17 protein-coding genes are annotated in these 16957 nt (G+C 72.5%); 7 read left to right on the forward strand and 10 right to left on the reverse strand.

Annotated elements, in window-relative coordinates; translation table 11 throughout:
• Together ACGF3H_RS15975 and ACGF3H_RS15980 are read right to left on the reverse strand one after the other, a co-directional pair.
• On the reverse strand, positions 1-674 hold a 674-nt coding region (locus tag ACGF3H_RS15975; protein WP_362500188.1), incomplete at its 3' end, for a maltotransferase domain-containing protein.
• 53 nt (positions 675-727) lie between these two features.
• Positions 728-1048, reverse strand: a complete 321-nt coding sequence (locus ACGF3H_RS15980) for a DUF5133 domain-containing protein (protein ID WP_362500187.1) — start codon at positions 1046-1048, stop codon at positions 728-730.
• A gap of 261 nt (positions 1049-1309) precedes the next feature.
• Between ACGF3H_RS15980 and ACGF3H_RS15985 the strand changes: the two genes are divergently transcribed.
• On the forward strand, positions 1310-1825 hold the full coding sequence (locus ACGF3H_RS15985; protein WP_362500186.1) for a pep a2: 516 nt from the start codon (positions 1310-1312) through the stop codon (positions 1823-1825).
• Complete coding sequence (gene glgX / locus ACGF3H_RS15990) at positions 1822-3969, forward strand: glycogen debranching protein GlgX (protein WP_362500185.1); 2148 nt, start codon at positions 1822-1824, stop codon at positions 3967-3969. Before ACGF3H_RS15985 ends, glgX begins: the two co-directional genes overlap by 4 nt.
• Positions 3970-4001: 32 nt before the next feature.
• Here the strand turns inward: glgX and ACGF3H_RS15995 are convergent, their stop codons facing one another.
• Entirely contained in the window at positions 4002-4805 is an 804-nt protein-coding gene (locus ACGF3H_RS15995) for a VOC family protein (RefSeq protein WP_362500184.1), read from the reverse strand.
• 227 nt (positions 4806-5032) lie between these two features.
• Here ACGF3H_RS15995 and ACGF3H_RS16000 point away from each other — a divergent pair, with 227 nt between their 5' ends.
• Positions 5033-5353, forward strand: coding sequence for an ANTAR domain-containing protein (locus ACGF3H_RS16000; RefSeq protein ID WP_362500183.1), 321 nt, complete (start codon positions 5033-5035; stop codon positions 5351-5353).
• Between the two features lie 25 nt (positions 5354-5378).
• On the opposite strand, the gene ACGF3H_RS16005 is transcribed toward ACGF3H_RS16000, so the two are convergent.
• A complete protein-coding gene (locus tag ACGF3H_RS16005) occupies positions 5379-6173 on the reverse strand; it encodes an RNA polymerase sigma factor SigF (protein ID WP_362500182.1) in 795 nt (264 codons plus the stop codon).
• Between the two features lie 402 nt (positions 6174-6575).
• On the opposite strand from ACGF3H_RS16005, the gene ACGF3H_RS16010 reads away from it, so the two are divergent.
• Positions 6576-7100 (forward strand): hypothetical protein, encoded by a 525-nt coding sequence (locus tag ACGF3H_RS16010; protein WP_362500181.1) that lies wholly within the window; start codon positions 6576-6578, stop codon positions 7098-7100.
• A 19-nt stretch (positions 7101-7119) separates the two neighbouring features.
• Here the strand turns inward: ACGF3H_RS16010 and hemC are convergent, their stop codons facing one another.
• From hemC to ACGF3H_RS16025, 3 genes are all read right to left on the reverse strand, one after another.
• Complete coding sequence (gene hemC, locus ACGF3H_RS16015) at positions 7120-8055, reverse strand: hydroxymethylbilane synthase (protein ID WP_362500180.1); 936 nt, start codon at positions 8053-8055, stop codon at positions 7120-7122.
• A 65-nt stretch (positions 8056-8120) separates the two neighbouring features.
• Positions 8121-8897, reverse strand: coding sequence for an NPP1 family protein (locus tag ACGF3H_RS16020; RefSeq protein ID WP_362500179.1), 777 nt, complete (start codon positions 8895-8897; stop codon positions 8121-8123).
• A 136-nt stretch (positions 8898-9033) separates the two neighbouring features.
• On the reverse strand, positions 9034-10014 hold the full coding sequence (locus ACGF3H_RS16025) for an ATP-dependent DNA ligase (protein ID WP_362500178.1): 981 nt from the start codon (positions 10012-10014) through the stop codon (positions 9034-9036).
• 391 nt (positions 10015-10405) lie between these two features.
• Here ACGF3H_RS16025 and sigJ point away from each other — a divergent pair, with 391 nt between their 5' ends.
• Both sigJ and ACGF3H_RS16035 read left to right on the forward strand, forming a co-directional pair.
• A complete protein-coding gene (gene sigJ, locus ACGF3H_RS16030) occupies positions 10406-11347 on the forward strand; it encodes an RNA polymerase sigma factor SigJ (protein WP_362500177.1) in 942 nt (313 codons plus the stop codon).
• A 111-nt stretch (positions 11348-11458) separates the two neighbouring features.
• Positions 11459-12661, forward strand: coding sequence for an FAD-dependent oxidoreductase (locus ACGF3H_RS16035; protein WP_362500176.1), 1203 nt, complete (start codon positions 11459-11461; stop codon positions 12659-12661).
• 100 nt (positions 12662-12761) lie between these two features.
• Here the strand turns inward: ACGF3H_RS16035 and ACGF3H_RS16040 are convergent, their stop codons facing one another.
• Positions 12762-14216, reverse strand: coding sequence for an MFS transporter (locus ACGF3H_RS16040; RefSeq protein WP_362500175.1), 1455 nt, complete (start codon positions 14214-14216; stop codon positions 12762-12764).
• A gap of 225 nt (positions 14217-14441) precedes the next feature.
• Between ACGF3H_RS16040 and ACGF3H_RS16045 the strand changes: the two genes are divergently transcribed.
• The gene (locus tag ACGF3H_RS16045) at positions 14442-15098 is read left to right on the forward strand and encodes a TetR family transcriptional regulator (protein ID WP_362500189.1); all 657 of its coding nucleotides are present in this window, start codon (positions 14442-14444) and stop codon (positions 15096-15098) included.
• A 19-nt stretch (positions 15099-15117) separates the two neighbouring features.
• On the opposite strand, the gene ACGF3H_RS16050 is transcribed toward ACGF3H_RS16045, so the two are convergent.
• Together ACGF3H_RS16050 and ACGF3H_RS16055 are read right to left on the reverse strand one after the other, a co-directional pair.
• On the reverse strand, positions 15118-16173 hold the full coding sequence (locus ACGF3H_RS16050; RefSeq protein ID WP_362500174.1) for a YncE family protein: 1056 nt from the start codon (positions 16171-16173) through the stop codon (positions 15118-15120).
• A gap of 84 nt (positions 16174-16257) precedes the next feature.
• On the reverse strand, positions 16258-16920 hold the full coding sequence (locus ACGF3H_RS16055; protein WP_362500173.1) for a hypothetical protein: 663 nt from the start codon (positions 16918-16920) through the stop codon (positions 16258-16260).
• Positions 16921-16957 lie beyond the last annotated feature (37 nt).

Here is a 16957-nt window from a genome sequence, read left to right on the forward strand (position 1 = left end):
GCGGCGGTGTCGAAGGTGCCGTGGGGCCGGTCGGCGGTGCCCTCGGAGCGGGGGAAGAACTCGTACCAGGAGCCGTACAGGGCACGTTCCCGCTCGACCAGCAGGGGCAGCGGGTCGGAGGTGGTGACCAGCTCCCGCAGCGGATGCCGGGCCAGCACCGCGTCCACCTCCGGCGTCAACGCCCCCGCCAGCCGGGTGGCCACCGGCAGCGTGTCGTCGCGCAGCACCGCCGCGGCCGCCAGCACCACGGCACGCCCGGAGTTCTTCGGGACGCCCGAGGCGGCGCGCCGGTACAGCTCGGCCCCTTCCTCCAGGACCAGACCGGTGTCGATGCCCGCCGGGATCTTGATCCGTGCCTGGTGCTTCCAGGTGGCGACCGGATCGCTCCAGGCCTCCACCCGGTAGGTCCACCGGCCCGGCGCGCCCGGGGTGACCTCGGCGCCCCAGCGGTCGCTGCCCGGGGCCAGCTCCCGCATCGGCGTCCACGGGCCGGGCCGGCCCTCGGGGTCCTTCAGCACGACGTTGGCGGCCACCGCGTCGTGTCCCTCGCGGAACACGGACGCGGTGACCTCGAACGTCTCCCCCGCCACCGCCTTCGCCGGGCGTCTGCCGCAATCCACCACCGGGTGGACGTCCCGCACCGGGATGCGTCCGATCGTCGCGGTCGCGCTCATCCGTTCTCACCTCCGCCGTGCTCGAGGCCGGGCTCGGGGCCCGGCCGGATGGGTCAAGCTGCGCCGGAGGGGGTCTTCCGCCCCGACGGGGAGAGCCGGTCCACCGCCGGCGGGCCACGCCGGGCCGGCCGGGTGGTGAGGGGCCGCTCGTTCTGCTCCTGCAAGTAGGTGACCAGGGTCGTCCGCAGGTACCGTTCGGCGGCGTCCGCCGCCTCGCGCGCGCACCGCTTCCCCATGAGCACGCAGAGGGTGTATCCGGAGTCCTCGAAGGTGGCCCGGACCCGCACGTCCGCGGGGGACGCGAGCATCATCCGTTCCCAGGCGCGGTAACGCCGCAGCTGCCGGGCGACTTCTGTCTTCGCAGGAAGCAGCATGGCCGGTCACCTTCCGTGACGGTCCGGTACGGACGATCCAATTCTTCACACATGGTGCACGGACTGTGACATCCCGTCTTGTTGGATCTTCAACTGATTTTTCCACCACAATTCGGACATCCGCCGCTCGTGTTGCACGAATGGACTACTGCTCTCACTCTGGAGTGACTCAGAAGCGACCAGTGCTCACGCTTCGTGTACGGGGAGTCCGTCCACCGAGGGACGGAGAAGCGCGAGCTTTCGCGGTGAGGAGCCACGACGATGAAGACCGCAGTGCCCTGCTACTACCACCTCGACGTGGAAGTCAGCCCGGAACGGGTCGGACAGGTCAGGCGCATCCTGGCCGCTCACCTCAGGTTCTGGGATCTGGAGAACCTCGTCGAACCCGTCTGCTCGGGCGCCGAGATGCTGCTGCTGGCGATCGACGAGCACGCGAGCGACAAGAACACGTCGATCGAGATGTGGTGGAACCGCCACCACCTCATCACGGCGGTAGGGGGCAACGACCACGCGCTCCGTCCCGACCAGGACCTGCGCACCTGTCTGCAGCACCTCGCCGCCAACAGCGACGGCTGGGGCTGCTGCGCCACCGAGACGGGCGCGAAGGTCATCTGGTTCTCGCAGCGCGCCCGTGCCGGCGAACGCGTACCGCTGGTGCCGACGGCGCCCGAGCCGATCACCCAGGAGGGGCTGGAAGTGCCGCGAGAGATCATGCCGGTGGGCCGGGTGGCCAGCCCGGTCAGTACCACCCACGGCGTCCTGGAGGGGGCCCGGTGACCCGGGCGAGGCCGAACTGGAAGGGGTCGCCCGTGTGGAGCGGGCACCCCTGTCCGCTGGGGGCGTCGTACGACGGTCAGGGCACCAACTTCGCGCTGTTCAGCGAGGTCGCCGAACGCGTCGACCTCGTCCTCGTCGACGAGGACGGCACCCACAGCAGCATCCGGATGCCGGACGTCGACGGCTTCGTCTGGCACTGCTACCTGCCCGGCGTCGGCCCGGGACAGCGCTACGGCTACCGGGTCCACGGCCCGTGGGCCCCGTCCGTCGGCCACCGCTGCAACCCGGCGAAGCTGCTCCTCGACCCGTACACGCGGGCGGTGGACGGGATGGTGGACAACCACCCCTCCCTCTTCGAACGCGCCCACGGCAGACCCGACCCGGCGGACAGCGCCGGGCACACCATGCTCGGCGTGGTCACCGACCCCTTCTTCGACTGGGGCGACGACCGCCCGCCGCGGCGCCCGTACTCGGAGACCGTGATCTACGAGGCCCACGTCCGCGGCATGAGCCGGACCCATCCCGACGTGCCGGACGAACTGCGCGGCACCTACGCCGGGTTGGCGCACCCGGCGGTCGTGGACCACCTGACCTCCCTCGGCGTGACCGCCGTCGAGCTCATGCCGGTGCACCAGTTCGTGCACGACGGCGTCCTGACCGACCGGGGCCTGTCCAACTACTGGGGCTACAACACCATCGGCTTCTTCGCGCCGCACAACGGCTACGCCGCCCTCGGCACCCGCGGGCAGCAGGTCACCGAGTTCAAGTCGATGGTCAAGACCCTGCACGCGGCCGGCCTCGAGGTCATCCTCGACGTGGTCTACAACCACACCGCCGAGGGCAACGAGAAGGGCCCCACCCTCTCCTTCCGCGGCATCGACAACGCCTCGTACTACCGGCTGGTGGACGGCGACTGGCAGCACTACTACGACACCACCGGCACCGGCAACAGCCTGCTGATGCGCCACCCCTACGTGCTCCAGCTGATCATGGACTCGCTGCGGTACTGGGTCACCGAGATGCACGTCGACGGCTTCCGCTTCGACCTCGCGGCCACGCTCGCCCGGCAGTTCCACGAGGTGGACCGGCTCTCGGCGTTCTTCGACCTCATCCAACAGGACCCGGTGATCAGCCGCGTCAAACTGATCGCCGAGCCCTGGGACCTCGGCGAGGGCGGCTACCAGGTGGGCAACTTCCCGCAGCTGTGGTCGGAGTGGAACGGCATGTACCGGGACGCGGTACGGGACTTCTGGCGCGGCGAGGAGCACACGCTCGGCGAGTTCGCGTCCCGGCTGACCGGCTCCTCCGACCTGTACCAGCACAGCCGGCGCCGCCCCCGCGCCAGCGTCAACTTCGTCACCGCGCACGACGGTTTCACCCTGCGCGACCTCGTCTCGTACAACGACAAGCACAACGAGGCCAACGGCGAGGACAACCAGGACGGCGAGAGCCACAACCGGTCCTGGAACTGCGGTGCCGAGGGGCGGACGAAGGACCCCGCCGTACGCGAGCTGCGCGGCCGCCAGCAGCGCAACTTCCTGGCCACGCTCCTGCTCTCGCAGGGCATCCCCATGCTCTGCCACGGCGACGAGCTGGGCCGCACCCAGCGGGGCAACAACAACGCCTACTGCCAGGACAACGAGATCTCCTGGATCGACTGGCGGCTGGGGAAGGAGCAGCGCGCCCTGCTGGACTTCGCCCGGCGCGTCATCGCGCTGCGCGCCGACCACCCCGTCCTGCGCCGGCGCCGCTACTTCCGCGGCGAGACGGTGACGAACGCGGACCAGCCGCTGCCCGACCTGGTGTGGCTGCTGCCGGACGCGAGGGAGATGACCGACGACGACTGGCAGCGCTCCGACGCCCACGCCGTCGCCGTCTTCCTCAACGGCGACGCCATCGCCGAACCCGACCCGTGCGGCAGGCCCGTCGTCGACGACTCCTTCCTGCTGCTGCTCAACAGCCACTGGGAGCCCGCCCGCTTCCGGCTGCCCGGCGCCGCCTACGGCGAACGCTGGGCGGCACTGATCGACACCGCCGACCCGGAAGGCGTCCCCGACGAGGCGGAGTGCAAGGCGGGCACGGCGCTGACCGTCGAGTCACGCAGTCTGGTCCTGCTCTCCCGCCCGTCCCGCACCGGCCGGTGAGCCGGAGAGTCGGTGAGTCGGTGAGTCGGTGATCAGTGTCCGAGGCGGCGCGCGGTCACCGTGAACTGCGCGCCGTCGGCGTCCCGGAGCACGGCCTCCTCGTCGCCCAGCGACAGCACGCTGCCGCCGTGCCGCTCGGCGGCGCGGGCACAGGCGGCGACGTCGCCGACCGCGAAGTGCACCTGCCAGTGCGGCCGGATCGCGGGGTCGGGGGCCGCCTCCAGAGCGCCCGACTCGATGCGCGCCACGACGTCACCCTGATTGCGCAGCACCACCTCGTCGCCCTCGTACTGGACCTCGCAGCATCCGCTGCCGGACGCCCAGTCGAAGACCTCGCCGTAGAAGATGGCGGCGTCGAACGCGTCACGCGTGTGCAACCGGATGAAGGCGGGACGCGAGGTGCGCCAGGTGTCCCAGTCCGAGAACAGCTCGCCCTCCCAGATCCCGAAGGTCGCACCGTCCCGGTCGGCGAGCAGCGCCGCCCGGCCGGGCGGCAGGGAGATCGGCCCGACCGCGGCCGTGCCGCCGCGTTCGGCCGCCCGCGACACGGCGTCGTCCGCGCTGCGCACGGCGAAGTACGGCGTCCACGCCACCGCCATCTGCCACATCCCGGCGACCGCGGCGATCCCGGCGACCGGCACCCCGTCGGCCAGGGCGATCCGGAAGGGCTCGCCGAGCTTCGCCGGCCGCCACCGCCAGCCCAGCACGGCGGAGTAGAAGTCCTCGGTGGCCTGGAGATCGCGGCTGGTCAGACTCACCCAGCACGGGGCCCCGTACACGGATCGGGTCGAGACGATGCTGTCCGTACCGGCGGGGGAGGGCATGTCGTGGTTCATGGCAGTCGCGTCCTGGTCTCGTGCACCGGCGGTCACCGGTTCCACACCAGTGTCCGACCGGAACGGCGGGGGGCGCCTGTCGAGTACCCCGGCGGCGCCGCCGAAACGGTGGCGGGTGCGCCCCGCACGGCCCAGTGGCGCGGGGTGGCACATGTGACGACGATGGAGGCGTCGGAGCGGTACCGCGCGGCACGAGCGGCGGTGACACGCCGGATCCGGAGGTGACCATGCCCACGGACGGGGGCCCGGACCAGATATCCCGGCTGCAGGAGCAGATCCGGCAGCTGAAGGAGGCGGTCGTCTCGCACGCCGTCGTCGACCAGGCCATCGGGATGGTCGTCGTGCTCGGCCGGGTGACGCCGGACGAGGGATGGGCCGTACTGAAGGAAGTTTCCCAGCATACGAACATCAAACTGCGCAGCGTGGCCGAACTGATCCTCATCTGGGGGCGCACGGGAGTGATGCCGGCGGAGATCCGGATCGCCCTGGAGGAGGCCCTGGACCGTCACGCCCCGACGCAGATCCCCGGCGCTCCGCCACAGCGGTGAGGACGCGCCGGGGCGCGTGCCGGGATCAGCGTGCCTCCGCGAGGATCTCCTCGCGGATCCGGTCGAAGCAGCCGCTGAGCAGCCGCGAGACGTGCATCTGCGAGATGCCGAGCTGCTGCGCTATGCGGCTCTGCGTCATACCGCCGAAGAAGCGCAGGTAGAGAATGGTGCGCTCGCGTTCGGGCAGCGCCTCCAGGCAGGGACGGACGGCCACCCGGTCGACGACGGTGTCGAAGGCCGGGTCGGGACCGCCCAGGGCGTCCCCGAGGGCGTACCCGTCGGTGCCCGGCATCTCCGCCTCCAGCGAGAGGGCGGAGAAGCACTCCAGTGCCTCCATGCCGGTGCGGACCTCCACCGTGGTCAGGTGCGCGTGCTCGGCGATCTCCTCGATCGTGGGGGCACGCCCCGGCGTGGTCTGCGCCAGCTCCTTCGTGGCGCGGCGCACCCGGTTGCGCAGGTCCTGGATGCGGCGCGGCACGTGCAGCGTCCACATGTGGTCGCGGAAGTGCCGCTTGATCTCACCGGTGACGGTGGGTACGGCGTAGGCCTCGAAGGCGTGACCGCGTCCGGGGTCGTAGTGGTCGACGGCCTTGACCAGTCCGAGGGCCGCCACCTGGTAGAGATCGTCCAGGCTCTCGCCCCGTCCGCGGAAGCGGACGGCGATCCGCTCGGCCATGGGCAGCCAGACCTGGATCAGTTCGTCCCGCAGCGCCTTGCGTTCCGGGCCGTCGTCGGGCAGTGCCGCGAGCCGTTCGAACGCGGCGGCCGTGTCGGGCGCGTCGTCGTGGGGGTGGGGCTTGGTTCTGCTGGCGATACGCATGCGTGCGCACCTCCCTCAGCAGGAGTGCCGGGTGGACAGAACACCGGGGTGCCGGACGCGCCGGAACCCTCGGACGTGCCTCCTGTCCGAAGCACTGACAGGGGCTTTCCCTACCGGTCCGATTCCAAAACAACTCCTCATATATAGGGACATTAAGCCTTGTGGGCGTAGAACGCTCGCCCGAACGGCCCCGTCCGCGGTCACCGGAACGGTGCCGGTGCGGAACGTGATGTGCGGCACGCTCGCTGTGATCGTCCGGCGGACGCGCGGCGGATAGTTCCTGCGCAGCGCTTGATCATCGATCAAAGAGGGCGAAGGCCCTGGCCACGGCGCATTCCGCTCATTTGACAGTGCACTGAGCACACGGATAGGAAGCAGCTTCGGGAAGTCGAGAGGTGCGCTGTGTACGAGCCGAACGTGGTCGGGGACTGGCAGGAGTACGAGGAACATGCCGGTCTGCGGGTCCGCGTCCACCGTCTGGAGGCGGCCGAGCCGCCGCGTGGCCGCGACGACGCCGCGGAGGGTCTGACGTACTTCAGCGTCCGGGTGACCGTCGAGAACCGGGGCGGCCGGCCCTTCTGCGTCCACCTGGAGGACGGTCAGATCGACGTGCGGACCGGTCCCGACGGCGAGGGCGCCTTCCTCGACTGGCGCAACTCGCAGTTCGTCGAGGGCTTCGACGTCCACCCGCTGCGCCGGGCCACCGCCGTCCTCTACGCGGCCGGTCCCGAGGCGAGCCTGTCCCAGGTGGACGTCCAGGTGCAGCTGCGGGTGGACGAGGAGTGGGCCGACCGCCGGCTGTGGACCGGCGGCCTCGGGCTGCACGAGCCGGCCACCGGGGCCCTGTCGGGCGCGGTCCGCGACGACGGCCTGGCGCACCAGGTGAGCGCCTTCCTGCGGGGCCAGGCGGAGGAGGGCACCGCCTGATCCGCCGCGCGGCGGCGCCTCAGTGTGCGATGCCGTCGATGACCTCCCGGGCGCCCTGACGCAGCAGCGCCACCGCGACCGACGTGCCGAGCGTGGCCGGGTCGAGCCGGCCCGCCCACTCGTGGGCGTTCAGCCGTACCTTGCCGTCCGGAGTGAACACGCAGGCCCGCAGGGCGAGTTCCCCGCTCCGGTCCACCCGGGCGTATCCGGCGATCGGGCTGTTGCAGTGCCCCTGGAGCACGTGCAGGAACATCCGCTCCGCCGTGACCTCCCGGTGGGTGTCCGGATCGCCGAGGCCGCTGACCGCGTCGATCAGCTCGGCGTCGTCCTCGCGGCACTGGAGGGCGAGGATGCCCGCGCCGATCGGCGGCATCATCGTCTCCGTGGACAGGACCTCGCTGATCACGTCGGTGCGGCCGATGCGCTCCAGGCCGGAGACCGCGAGCAGCAGGGCGTCCGCCTCGCCGGCGGCCAGCTTCGCCAGCCGCCGGTTGGCGTTGCCGCGGAACGGAACGCACGTCAGGTGCGGATGGGTGGCGGCCAGTTGGGCGACCCGGCGCACCGAGGAGGTGCCCACGCGGGTGCCGTCCGGAAGCTCGTCCAGGGTGAGCCCGTCCGGGTGGACGAGGGCGTCGCGGATGTCGTCCCGCTTCAGGAACGCGGCGAACACCGTGCCGGCCGGGAGGGGCCGGTCGGCGGGCACGTCCTTGACGCAGTGCACCGCGAGGTCGGCCTCGCCCGACAGCAGGGCGGCGTCGACCTCCTTGGTGAAGGCGCCCTTGCCCTCCACCTGCGACAGGTCGCCGAGCCACTTGTCGCCGGTGGTCTTCACCGGTACGACCTCGGTGCGCACGCCGGGGTGGAGGGCCGCCAACTCGGCCCGCACGCGCTCGACCTGAGCGAGGGCCATCGGGGAGTCGCGGGAGACGATGCGGATCAGTTCGGGGGCGGACATGCGGACACGATAGTGCCCCCGGGGGCGTGCGGGCCGCGCGGTTCGCCCGACTGCCCCTCGTCCCGTCAGGCGTAGGGGTCGAAGGGGAGGCCCGGGGGCTCGGCCGCCGCCAGGTGGGAGGCGAAGCTGCCGTCCTTCAGGCCGAAGTGGGCGCTGCCGAAGTCGTACGCGCTCAGCTTCTCGCGCAGCCCGGCCGGATACCCCTTCCAGCCCACCAGGGCCGGGTACTGCCAGCTGCCCCGGTGGTTCTCCGGCGGCTCGTCGCCCGCGCCGGCGAGGCGGAAGCAGTGGGTGCCGATGCCGTCCTTGTGGTAGACGATCTTCGGGTGCGCGCCGTCGAAGCGGACCGCCGACCGCGCGTGCACGCTGAACGAGCCGTGGTTCGAGGTCGACACGTACGCGACGGTGCCGTCCCGCACCCACACCACGACGTGTTCCCAGTCGTGCCGGTGCCCGCCGAGGGAACTGCCGGGCAGCGCCTGGTCCTTCTCGAAGTAGAGGCCGTACAGGTAGGCGCACCAGCCGTGGTCGCACTTGGCGCGCGAGTAGCTGTTGGTGTTCTCCAGGTCGGAGGCGTCCCGGCAGTTGCCGTCGAGGGCTCCGGTCGGATTGAGCCCGCCGTTGACCGTGCCGTCGGAGCCGATCGCCGGCGTGGGGTAGCAGCCGTCGGTGTCGTAGTCGAAGGCGGGCTGGTAGGCCCGCTCCAGGCTGTCGGCGTTGCCGGGCAGTCCCGGCGGCGGTGCGGCGAAGGCGGTGGCGGGGAAGGCGACGACGAGGGCGAGGGCGCCGAGCGGAGCGGTGAGCCATCTCCTGCGGCGGGTACGGGCGGTACGCGACGACACCGGGTCCTCCTGGGGGTCCGGGTGCAGCCCGACGGCTGTGGGGGGAAAGGGAGTTCAGAGTCCCGCCTTTTCCCTGCCGCGCCAAGGGGGCGCGTGCGTACCGCCGGTGAAGGGCGGACGAACGTCGGCCCGCGCGTCACGCCAGGTCGTCGGGGAGGTCGGCGGCCGACTCCTCGGGCGCCAGGTCCGGGCGCAGCCTCAGCCAGGACGGCTGGCGCAGCATCCCCTCCCGGGTGCGGGTGCTGTAACGGACCTCGCCGACCAGCCGCGGGACGACCCAGCGCGCCTCCGGCAGCCGCGGCACCGGGTCGAAGGGGCACACGTCCGTCGACGCGGCCCGCAGCAGCGCGGCCAGCTCGGTGCGCTCGGTCTCGCTCCAGCCGGTGCCCACCCCGCCGACGTAGCGCAGCCGGCCCGCGGCGCGCTGGCCGACCAGGACGGCACCCGGCAGGCCCGTGAGCCGCCCCCTGCCGGGCAGCCAGCCGCCCACCACGACGTCCTCACTGCGCATGTTGCGGATCTTGATCCAGGCCCGGGAGCGGACCCCCGGCTCGTACACCGAGTCGAGGCGCTTGCACACCAGGCCCTCCAGGCCGTGCTCGCGGGTGGCGCGCAGGGCCTGTTCGCCGTGGCCGACCAGCGCGGCCGGGGTCGACCAGAACGGCCCGTCGAGACCGAGCGACTCCAGGTGTCCGCGCCGGGCGGTGTAGGGCCGGCGGAGCAGGGACCGGGCCCCCAGGTGCAGGACGTCGAACAGCACCAGGTGCACGGGGACCCGCGCCGCCCGGTGCGCGGCCCGGCCCGGGGCGTGCGCGAGGCCCATGCGCGACTGGAGCAACTGGAAGTCGGCGCGTCCCTGTTCGTCCAGGGCCAGCACCTCACCGTCCAGCACGGCCGGCGTGGAGCCGAGTGCGGTGCCCAGCGGCCGCAGTTCCGGGTAGGCGGCCGTGATGTCCTGGCCGGAGCGGGCGCGCAGCAGCACGCCGCCGTCACCGGGCAGGTAGACCACCACCCGCTGGCCGTCCTGCTTGGTCTCGTAGGCCCAGCGGGCGTCCTGCGCGGCGGGCGGCAGGGCGCCGGGGGTCGCGAGCATGGGTGGGATCAACGGCAGCTCCACGGGTCAGTTCTCGACCCGCCCGTGCGCCGTCACGCCCGTTGCCCGCCAGGTTCCCCTGAACGGCGCCGAGGGCGGCCGGGAGCCGGCCGGCACGTCGGCCACGGGCGGCCGTGGCCGGCCGGCGCTCGGGTCCTTTCCTCCGGGGGCGGGCGGGACGTCTCGGCGCGCCGCCGGCCCGCCGGACACGGGCACGGCGGGACGTGCCGTGGCTCGGCGATTCGCGCGCGACCGTCATCGGGAGGGGCCCGGCCCGCGGCGCGGGCAGAGAGTCACGGTGCCTGCTGGGACGGGCCCATCCTCGGTACACCCCGGTGCCCGGCGCGACGGGCCGGCCCCCGGCGCCCGAGGCCACCGAGGGTCACGGCCCGGAACGTACCGTAGGATCGCGCGCATGGCCCTGACCACGAGTGACGTCGACCGGTTCCAGGCCGCCAGGCCCCGGCTGGAGGCCATCGCGTACCGGCTGCTCGGCTCGGCCGCCGAGGCCGAGGACGCCGTGCAGGAGACGTTCCTGCGCTGGCAGGCGGCCGACGTCGAGCGGATCGACGTGCCCGAGGCCTGGCTGACCAAGGTCCTCACCAACCTCTGCCTCAACCAGCTCACTTCGGCACGGGTCCGGCGTGAGACGTACGTGGGGAGGTGGCTCCCCGAGCCGGTGCTCGCCGGGGACCCGATGCTCGGCCCGGCCGACACGGCCGAGCAGCGCGAGTCGGTGTCGTACGCCGTCCTCGTCCTGCTGGAACGCCTCTCACCCAACGAGCGGGCGGTGTACGTGCTGCGCGAGGCCTTCGACTACCCGCACCGGGAGATCGCCGAGATCCTCGACATCACCGAGGCCGCCAGCCAGCAGATCCACCACCGGGCCAAGAAGCACGTCGGCGGCGGCAGGGCGCGCTCCGAGATCGACGAGGCCGCCGCCCGGAGGGTCGTCGAGGAGTTCCTGGCCGCGGCGACCAGCGGACGGACCGAACCCCTCGTGCGTCTGCTCACCCAGGACGCCGTCTCCGTCGGCGACGGCGGCGGGAAGGTCCCCGCCCGCGCGAAGGCCTTCGAGGGCGCGCTCGCGGTCGCCAAGTTCCTGCGCGGGCTGTTCACGCCCAGCGATGCCAAGCGGGCCTACATCGGCGGTGCGCCTGACATCTACGCCACGACCGCGAACGGCGAACCCGCCGTCGTGGCGGTCGTGGACGGCCGGGTCGTCGGGATCACCTGCCTCGAGGTGACCGCCGAGGGCATCGTCGCGCTCCGCAGCCAGGTCAATCCCGACAAGCTCGTCCGGGCGACGCGGCAGTGGGCCACCGGGGACCACGGGGACCCGCTGTACACCCTCTGAAGCATGTGACGTGCTTCACATCCAGATCCTGTCAGGAAACGCCGGGCTGTCCGGTTCAAGGGGCGGAACCGCGCAGACAGCGGTGGAAACCTCGCAGACAGGAGCAGGACCATGCAGCACCGCATCGTCGTCCTCGGAGCCGGCTACACCGGAGCCGTCACCGCCGGCCGCCTCGCCAGGCGGCTGCACCGCGAGGGCGTCACCATCACCCTCGTCAACCCCGAGCCCGACTTCGTCGAGCGCGTCCGGCTGCACCAGCTCGCGACCGGCCAGGACCTCAGGCCCCGGCCGTTCGGCGAGATGTTCGCGGACACGGGCGTGCACCTGAAGCTCGCCAGGGTCGCCGCCGTGGACGTGGACCGCAGGACGGTGACGGTCACCGCCGACGGCGGCCCCGAGCGGGAGGAACTGGCGTACGACACCCTGGTCTACGCCCTGGGCAGCGGCTGGGACGACGGGGGCGTTCCCGGCGCGGCCGAACACGCCCACGACGTCTCCAGCCGCCCCGGCGCCCTCCGCCTCCGCGACCGGCTGGCCGGCCTCGGCGCCGGCCGGCCCGTGGTCCTGGTCGGCGGAGGCCTGACCAGTCTGGAGGCCGCGACCGAGATCGCCGAGGCCCGCCCGGACCTCGACGTCGCCCTCGTCGTCCGCGGCGCCCTCGGCGACTGGCTCTCCGACAAGGGCCGCGCCCACCTGCGGAAGGTGGTGGACCGACTCGGTGTCACCGTCCACGAACACGCCACGGTGACCGCCGTGGGGGCGGACGCGGTGACGACGGCCGACGGACGGACCGTTCCCGCCGAGGTGACGGTCTGGACCACCGGCTTCGCCGTCCACCCCATGGCCCGGGCCACCACGCTCGAACTCGGCGACGACGGCCGGATCGTGGTCGACGCCACGATGCGCTCGGTCTCCCACGAGGACGTCTACGCCGTGGGCGACGCGGCCATGGCGACCGGCCCCGGCGACAAGCCCCTGCGGATGTCCTGCGCGTCCGGCGTGCCCATGGCCTGGCAGGCCGCCGACGCCATCGCCGCCCGTCTGACCGGGACCGAGGTCCCCCACGTCTCGATCCGCTACTACCAGCAGTGCATCTCCCTGGGCCGGAAGGAGGGCCTCATCCAGTTCGTCACCGCCGACGACCGAGCGGTCGGGCGTTCTCTGACGGGGCGCGGGGCCGCCCTGTACAAGGAACTGATCTGCAGGGCCGCGGCCTGGGGCGTCGCCAACCCCACCTCGGGCCTGCCGTCCCGGCGCCGGCGGATCGTACGGGCGGAGACCCGCATCCCCGCGCCGGCCGGGCGGGCGGCCTGATCCCGCCGGCACCGGCAGCCCGGCGTGCGAGCACGCCGTCCCGAGGCGGGTGGGCCGCAGGGACCACGTGCCGCACGCCGCCGGGCGGGCGCCGCCGCCGTCAGTGCGCGGAGGCGGCCTGCGCCCCGACGCCGTCGTCCGACGCCGCGCGCGCCGTCCCGGTGGCGGGACGGTGCCTCGGGATGAAGGAGGCGATGACGAAGGCGAGCACGGCCGCACCGGCGCCGATGCCCATGACCACCTTGAAGGCGTTCTCGGACGGCAGGGCGAAGCCGCCGAGGCTGACGGTCATCTGTGCCAGGATCACCCCGGCGATCGCGCTGGCGACCGACGTGCCGATGGACCGCATCAGGGTGTTGAGGCTGTTCGCGGCGGCCGTCTCGCTCGCCGGCACCGCGCCCATGATCAGGGCCGGCATGGCGCCGTAGGTGAAGCCGATGCCCGCACCGATGACGCAGGAGACCAGCACCAGGTGCCAGACCTCGGACATCAGCACGATGTTCAGCCCGTACCCGGCCGCCACGATCAGGGCGCCGATCATCAGGGTCACCTTCGGGCCCCTGGCCCTGGACACCTTGGCCGAGACCGGGGCGAACGCCATCATCACCAGGCCGGAGGGCGCCATCACCAGACCGGCGGTCAGCAGGGAGCGGCCCAGCCCGTAGCCGGTCGCCTCGGGCAACTGCAGGAGCTGCGGAAGCACCAGGGACATCGCGAACATCGAGAAGCCGACGGCTATCGACGCCAGGTTGGTGAACAGCACCTGCCGGCGGGCCGTGGTGCGCAGGTCCACCAGTGGCTGCGGGGTGCGCAGCTCCCAGCGGCCCCACACCAGCAGGATCACCACGGCGGCCGCGAAGAGGCCGAGGGTGAGGCCGCTGGTCCAGCCCCAGTCGGCACCCTTGGAGATCGCGAGCAGCAGGCACACCAGGCCGGCCGCCATGCCGATGCCGCCCGACACGTCGAAGCGGCCGCCGGTGCGCACCGCCGACTCGGGCACGAACGCCAGCACCAGGACCAGGGCGACGGCGCCGAGCGCGCCGGAGGTCCAGAACAGCATGTGCCAGTCGAGGTTGTCCGCGATCAGCGCGGCGGCGGGCAGACCGAGCGCGCCACCGACGCCCAGCGAAGCGCTCATCAGGGCGGTGGCGCCGGCGAGCCGCTCGGCGGGCAGTTCGTCGCGCATGATGCTGATGCCGAGCGGGATCACCGCGGCGGACAGGCCCTGCATGGCCCGGCCCACGACCATCGGGACCAGGGAGTCGCTGAGCCCGCAGACCACCGAACCGGCGATCAGCAGCACCAGGCTGAGCATCAGCATGCGCCGCTTGCCGGCCATGTCGCCCAGCCGGCCGACGACCGGGGTGGCCACGGCGGCGGCGAGCAGCGTGGCCGTCACCGCCCATGCCGCGTCCGACGCCGGGGCGTCCAGGAGCTTCGGCAGTTCCGGGACGATCGGGATGACGAGTGTCTGCATCAGCGAGACGACGATGCCGGCCAGGGCCAGCACCGCCACCACGGCGTTGGGCCGCGGCGCGGCGGGGGAAGAGGGCATGGAGATGCCTTTCGGGGAGAAGCGTGGATCCGGCCCACGTTTTAAGTCAGTCGCTTGAAGTATTCTAGGGGTGCCGGAAGAGGCGCGCTCGTCCGGGCCGGGCACCGCCCGGGACGCGCCGTTGCGTAGGCTTCGGGGAGAACGCGCCGTATGACGGCGGACCTGCGACGACTCGAGGGACTGGCCGTCGCGGGCCGTGAGGGAAGTCCCGGCGCGGTGGTGGTCATGGCGGGCAGGGCGGTACGGGCGGAACAGGTCAGCGCGACCCGGCAGCTGATCCTGACCACGGCCGAGCGGCTGTTCGCCGAGCACGGCGTGTACGCGGTGTCCAACCGCCAGGTCAGCGAGGCCGCGGGGCAGGGCAACAACGCCGCGGTCGGCTACCACTTCGGCACCAAGACGGATCTGGTCCGCGCCATCGCCCAGCGGCACTCCGAGCGCGTGGAGGACCTGCGGGCCCGCCAGCTCGCCGCGCTCGGCGACTCACCGGATCTGCGCGACTGGGTGGACTGCCTGGTGCGCCCGCAGTTCGACCATCTGGCGGCCCTGGGCAGCCCGACCTGGTACGCGCGGTTCTGCGCCCAGGTCATGACGGATCCCGCGCTGCGCCAGATCATGGTCGACCAGTCTCGCGGCTCCTCGTCGCTGCGCGAGATCATCGCCGGACGCAACCGGTGCATGCCGGCGCTCCCGGACGAGGTCCGGGCCGAGCGGGGCGACATGGCGCGCCACCTCATCGTGCACACGGCGGCCGAGCGGGAGCGTGCCCTCGCCGAGGGACGTCCGACTCCGCGCGCCAGCTGGCGGGACGCCGCCGACGGGCTGGCCGACGCGATCGTGGGCATGTGGCTCGCGCCCGTCACGCCCCGGCGAGGGGCGTGACGGGCGCGGTGACGACGGGTCAGCGGGCGAGGCGGATCCGGGTCACGGTGTCCTCGGCCGCTCCGGCCCCGGACTTGTCGACCACGTAGGCGGTGCCGTCGGCGACCTCCACGTGGTTGGGGTTGGCGCCGGTGGCGAAGGTCTCCTCGACCACACCCGTCTTCGGGTCGACCCGGGTGATGTCGGCGTCGGTGCGGTTGACCACCAGGACGTCGCCGGAGCGCTCGTCGGTCGCCACCGACAGGGCGCCCGCGCCGGTCGCCACGGACTTCGTGACGGTGCCCGTCTTCAGGTCGACCACGGACAGGGTGCCCGCGGTCTGGTCGGCGGTGTACGCGGTCTTGCCGTTCTTGGACAGCGACACCGAGATGGGGCCGTCGCCGACCGTGATGAAGCGCGGGGTCCCGGAGTCGCGCTTCAGCTCGATCAGCCGGTCGTTGTTGAGGTCGGCGGCGTAGAGGGTGCCGGTCTTCTCGTCGACGGTCAGACCGGTCGGGCCGGCGCCTTCGACGGTGACGCGCTCCTTCTCCTCGAGGGACTTGGTGTCGAAGGCGACCAGGGTGCCGTCACCGAAGGCGCTCGCCCAGACGGTGTCGTGCTTCTCGTCGACGACGATCTCGCGGGCGTGGTTGACGTTCGGCAGACTGGCGAGGTGCTCGCCGGTGCGCTGGCTGTAGACGGAGACCGTGTTGTTGCGGGTGTTCGTCGTCCAGACGGTGTTGTGCTCGTCGTCCACGGCGACGCCGTACACGGCCTCGACCGCGCCGGTGGCGGTGTCGGTGACCGGCGGGGTCACGTCGGCCTCGACGGCGAGGGTCTTCGGGTCGACCTTCAGCAGGTGCGACTCGGTGACCGGCGGGCGGCCGACGGCGGCGGTGACCCACAGGACGTCGTTCCGCTCGGAGTAGGCCGACTGGTACAGGCCCTTGGTGAGCTTCGCAGTGGTGACCGTCGAACCGGTGGAGTGCGCGGAGGCGGTGCCGGCCAGCGTCAGTGTGCTGCCCGCGGCGACCGCCACGGCGACGGCGGCGCTGACGGCGGTGCGTCGGCGCATGCGGGTGGCAGGGATGGACATGATGGGGAAACTCCCTCTTCTCGGGATTCAAGGGGAACAACAGAAGGGAAATGTGGCTTGGGGGCCGCCCGGAGGGGCGGCGGCTCAGCTGCTCGCAGCGGATCCGGCGGCGGTGGTGCGGCGGCGCACGGCGAACATCGTGGTGGCCGCGGCCCCGGCGGCACCGCCCGCCGCCGCGGCGGTGGCGGACCAGGCGATCGTCGCGTAGGAGACGGGAGCCTCGGCCGACGCGGCGGCCATCGTCTTGGTGACGGGGTCCGGAGCGGTGGTGGAGGACGCCGCGGAGGCGGCGTCGGTGTCGCCCGCCGCGGCGTCGGTGACCGCGAACTCCACCTTCAGCGAAGTGGCCGGGTCGGGCGCGAGAAAGCGCAGCCAGTGGGCGCCGCCGGCGTTCGCGGCCGCGGGGACCGTCACCGAGCCCGAGACGCTGCCGTCGTCGCCGATCGGGAACTGCCTCAGCAGCGTCGTGTCGTCGAGCTTGACGCTCAGTGTGCCCCCGGCCGGGAACCCGGTCACCGTGACGGGCACCTCGCCGCCCGGCTTCACGGTCGTCGTGCCCAGCGTGACCGCCGGGGAGGCCGTGTCCGCAGCCGATGCCACCGTGTCGGTGGCCTCCGTGCCGCCGGTACCGGCCATGGCCAGCGGGGCGGCACAGAGGGCGCCCAGGCCCAGGGTGGCACCGGCGGTCAGGGCGATCACGCGGCTCAGCCGGGCACCGTGGGGCGAAGCGGATCTGTCAGAGGTCATGATGGCTGCTCCTGGCAGGCGGATCGTCTCGGGGAGG

Origin of the sequence: Streptomyces sp. NPDC048185 (assembly GCF_043202495.1) — a bacterium.
Classification (GTDB): Bacteria; Actinomycetota; Actinomycetes; order Streptomycetales; family Streptomycetaceae; genus Streptomyces.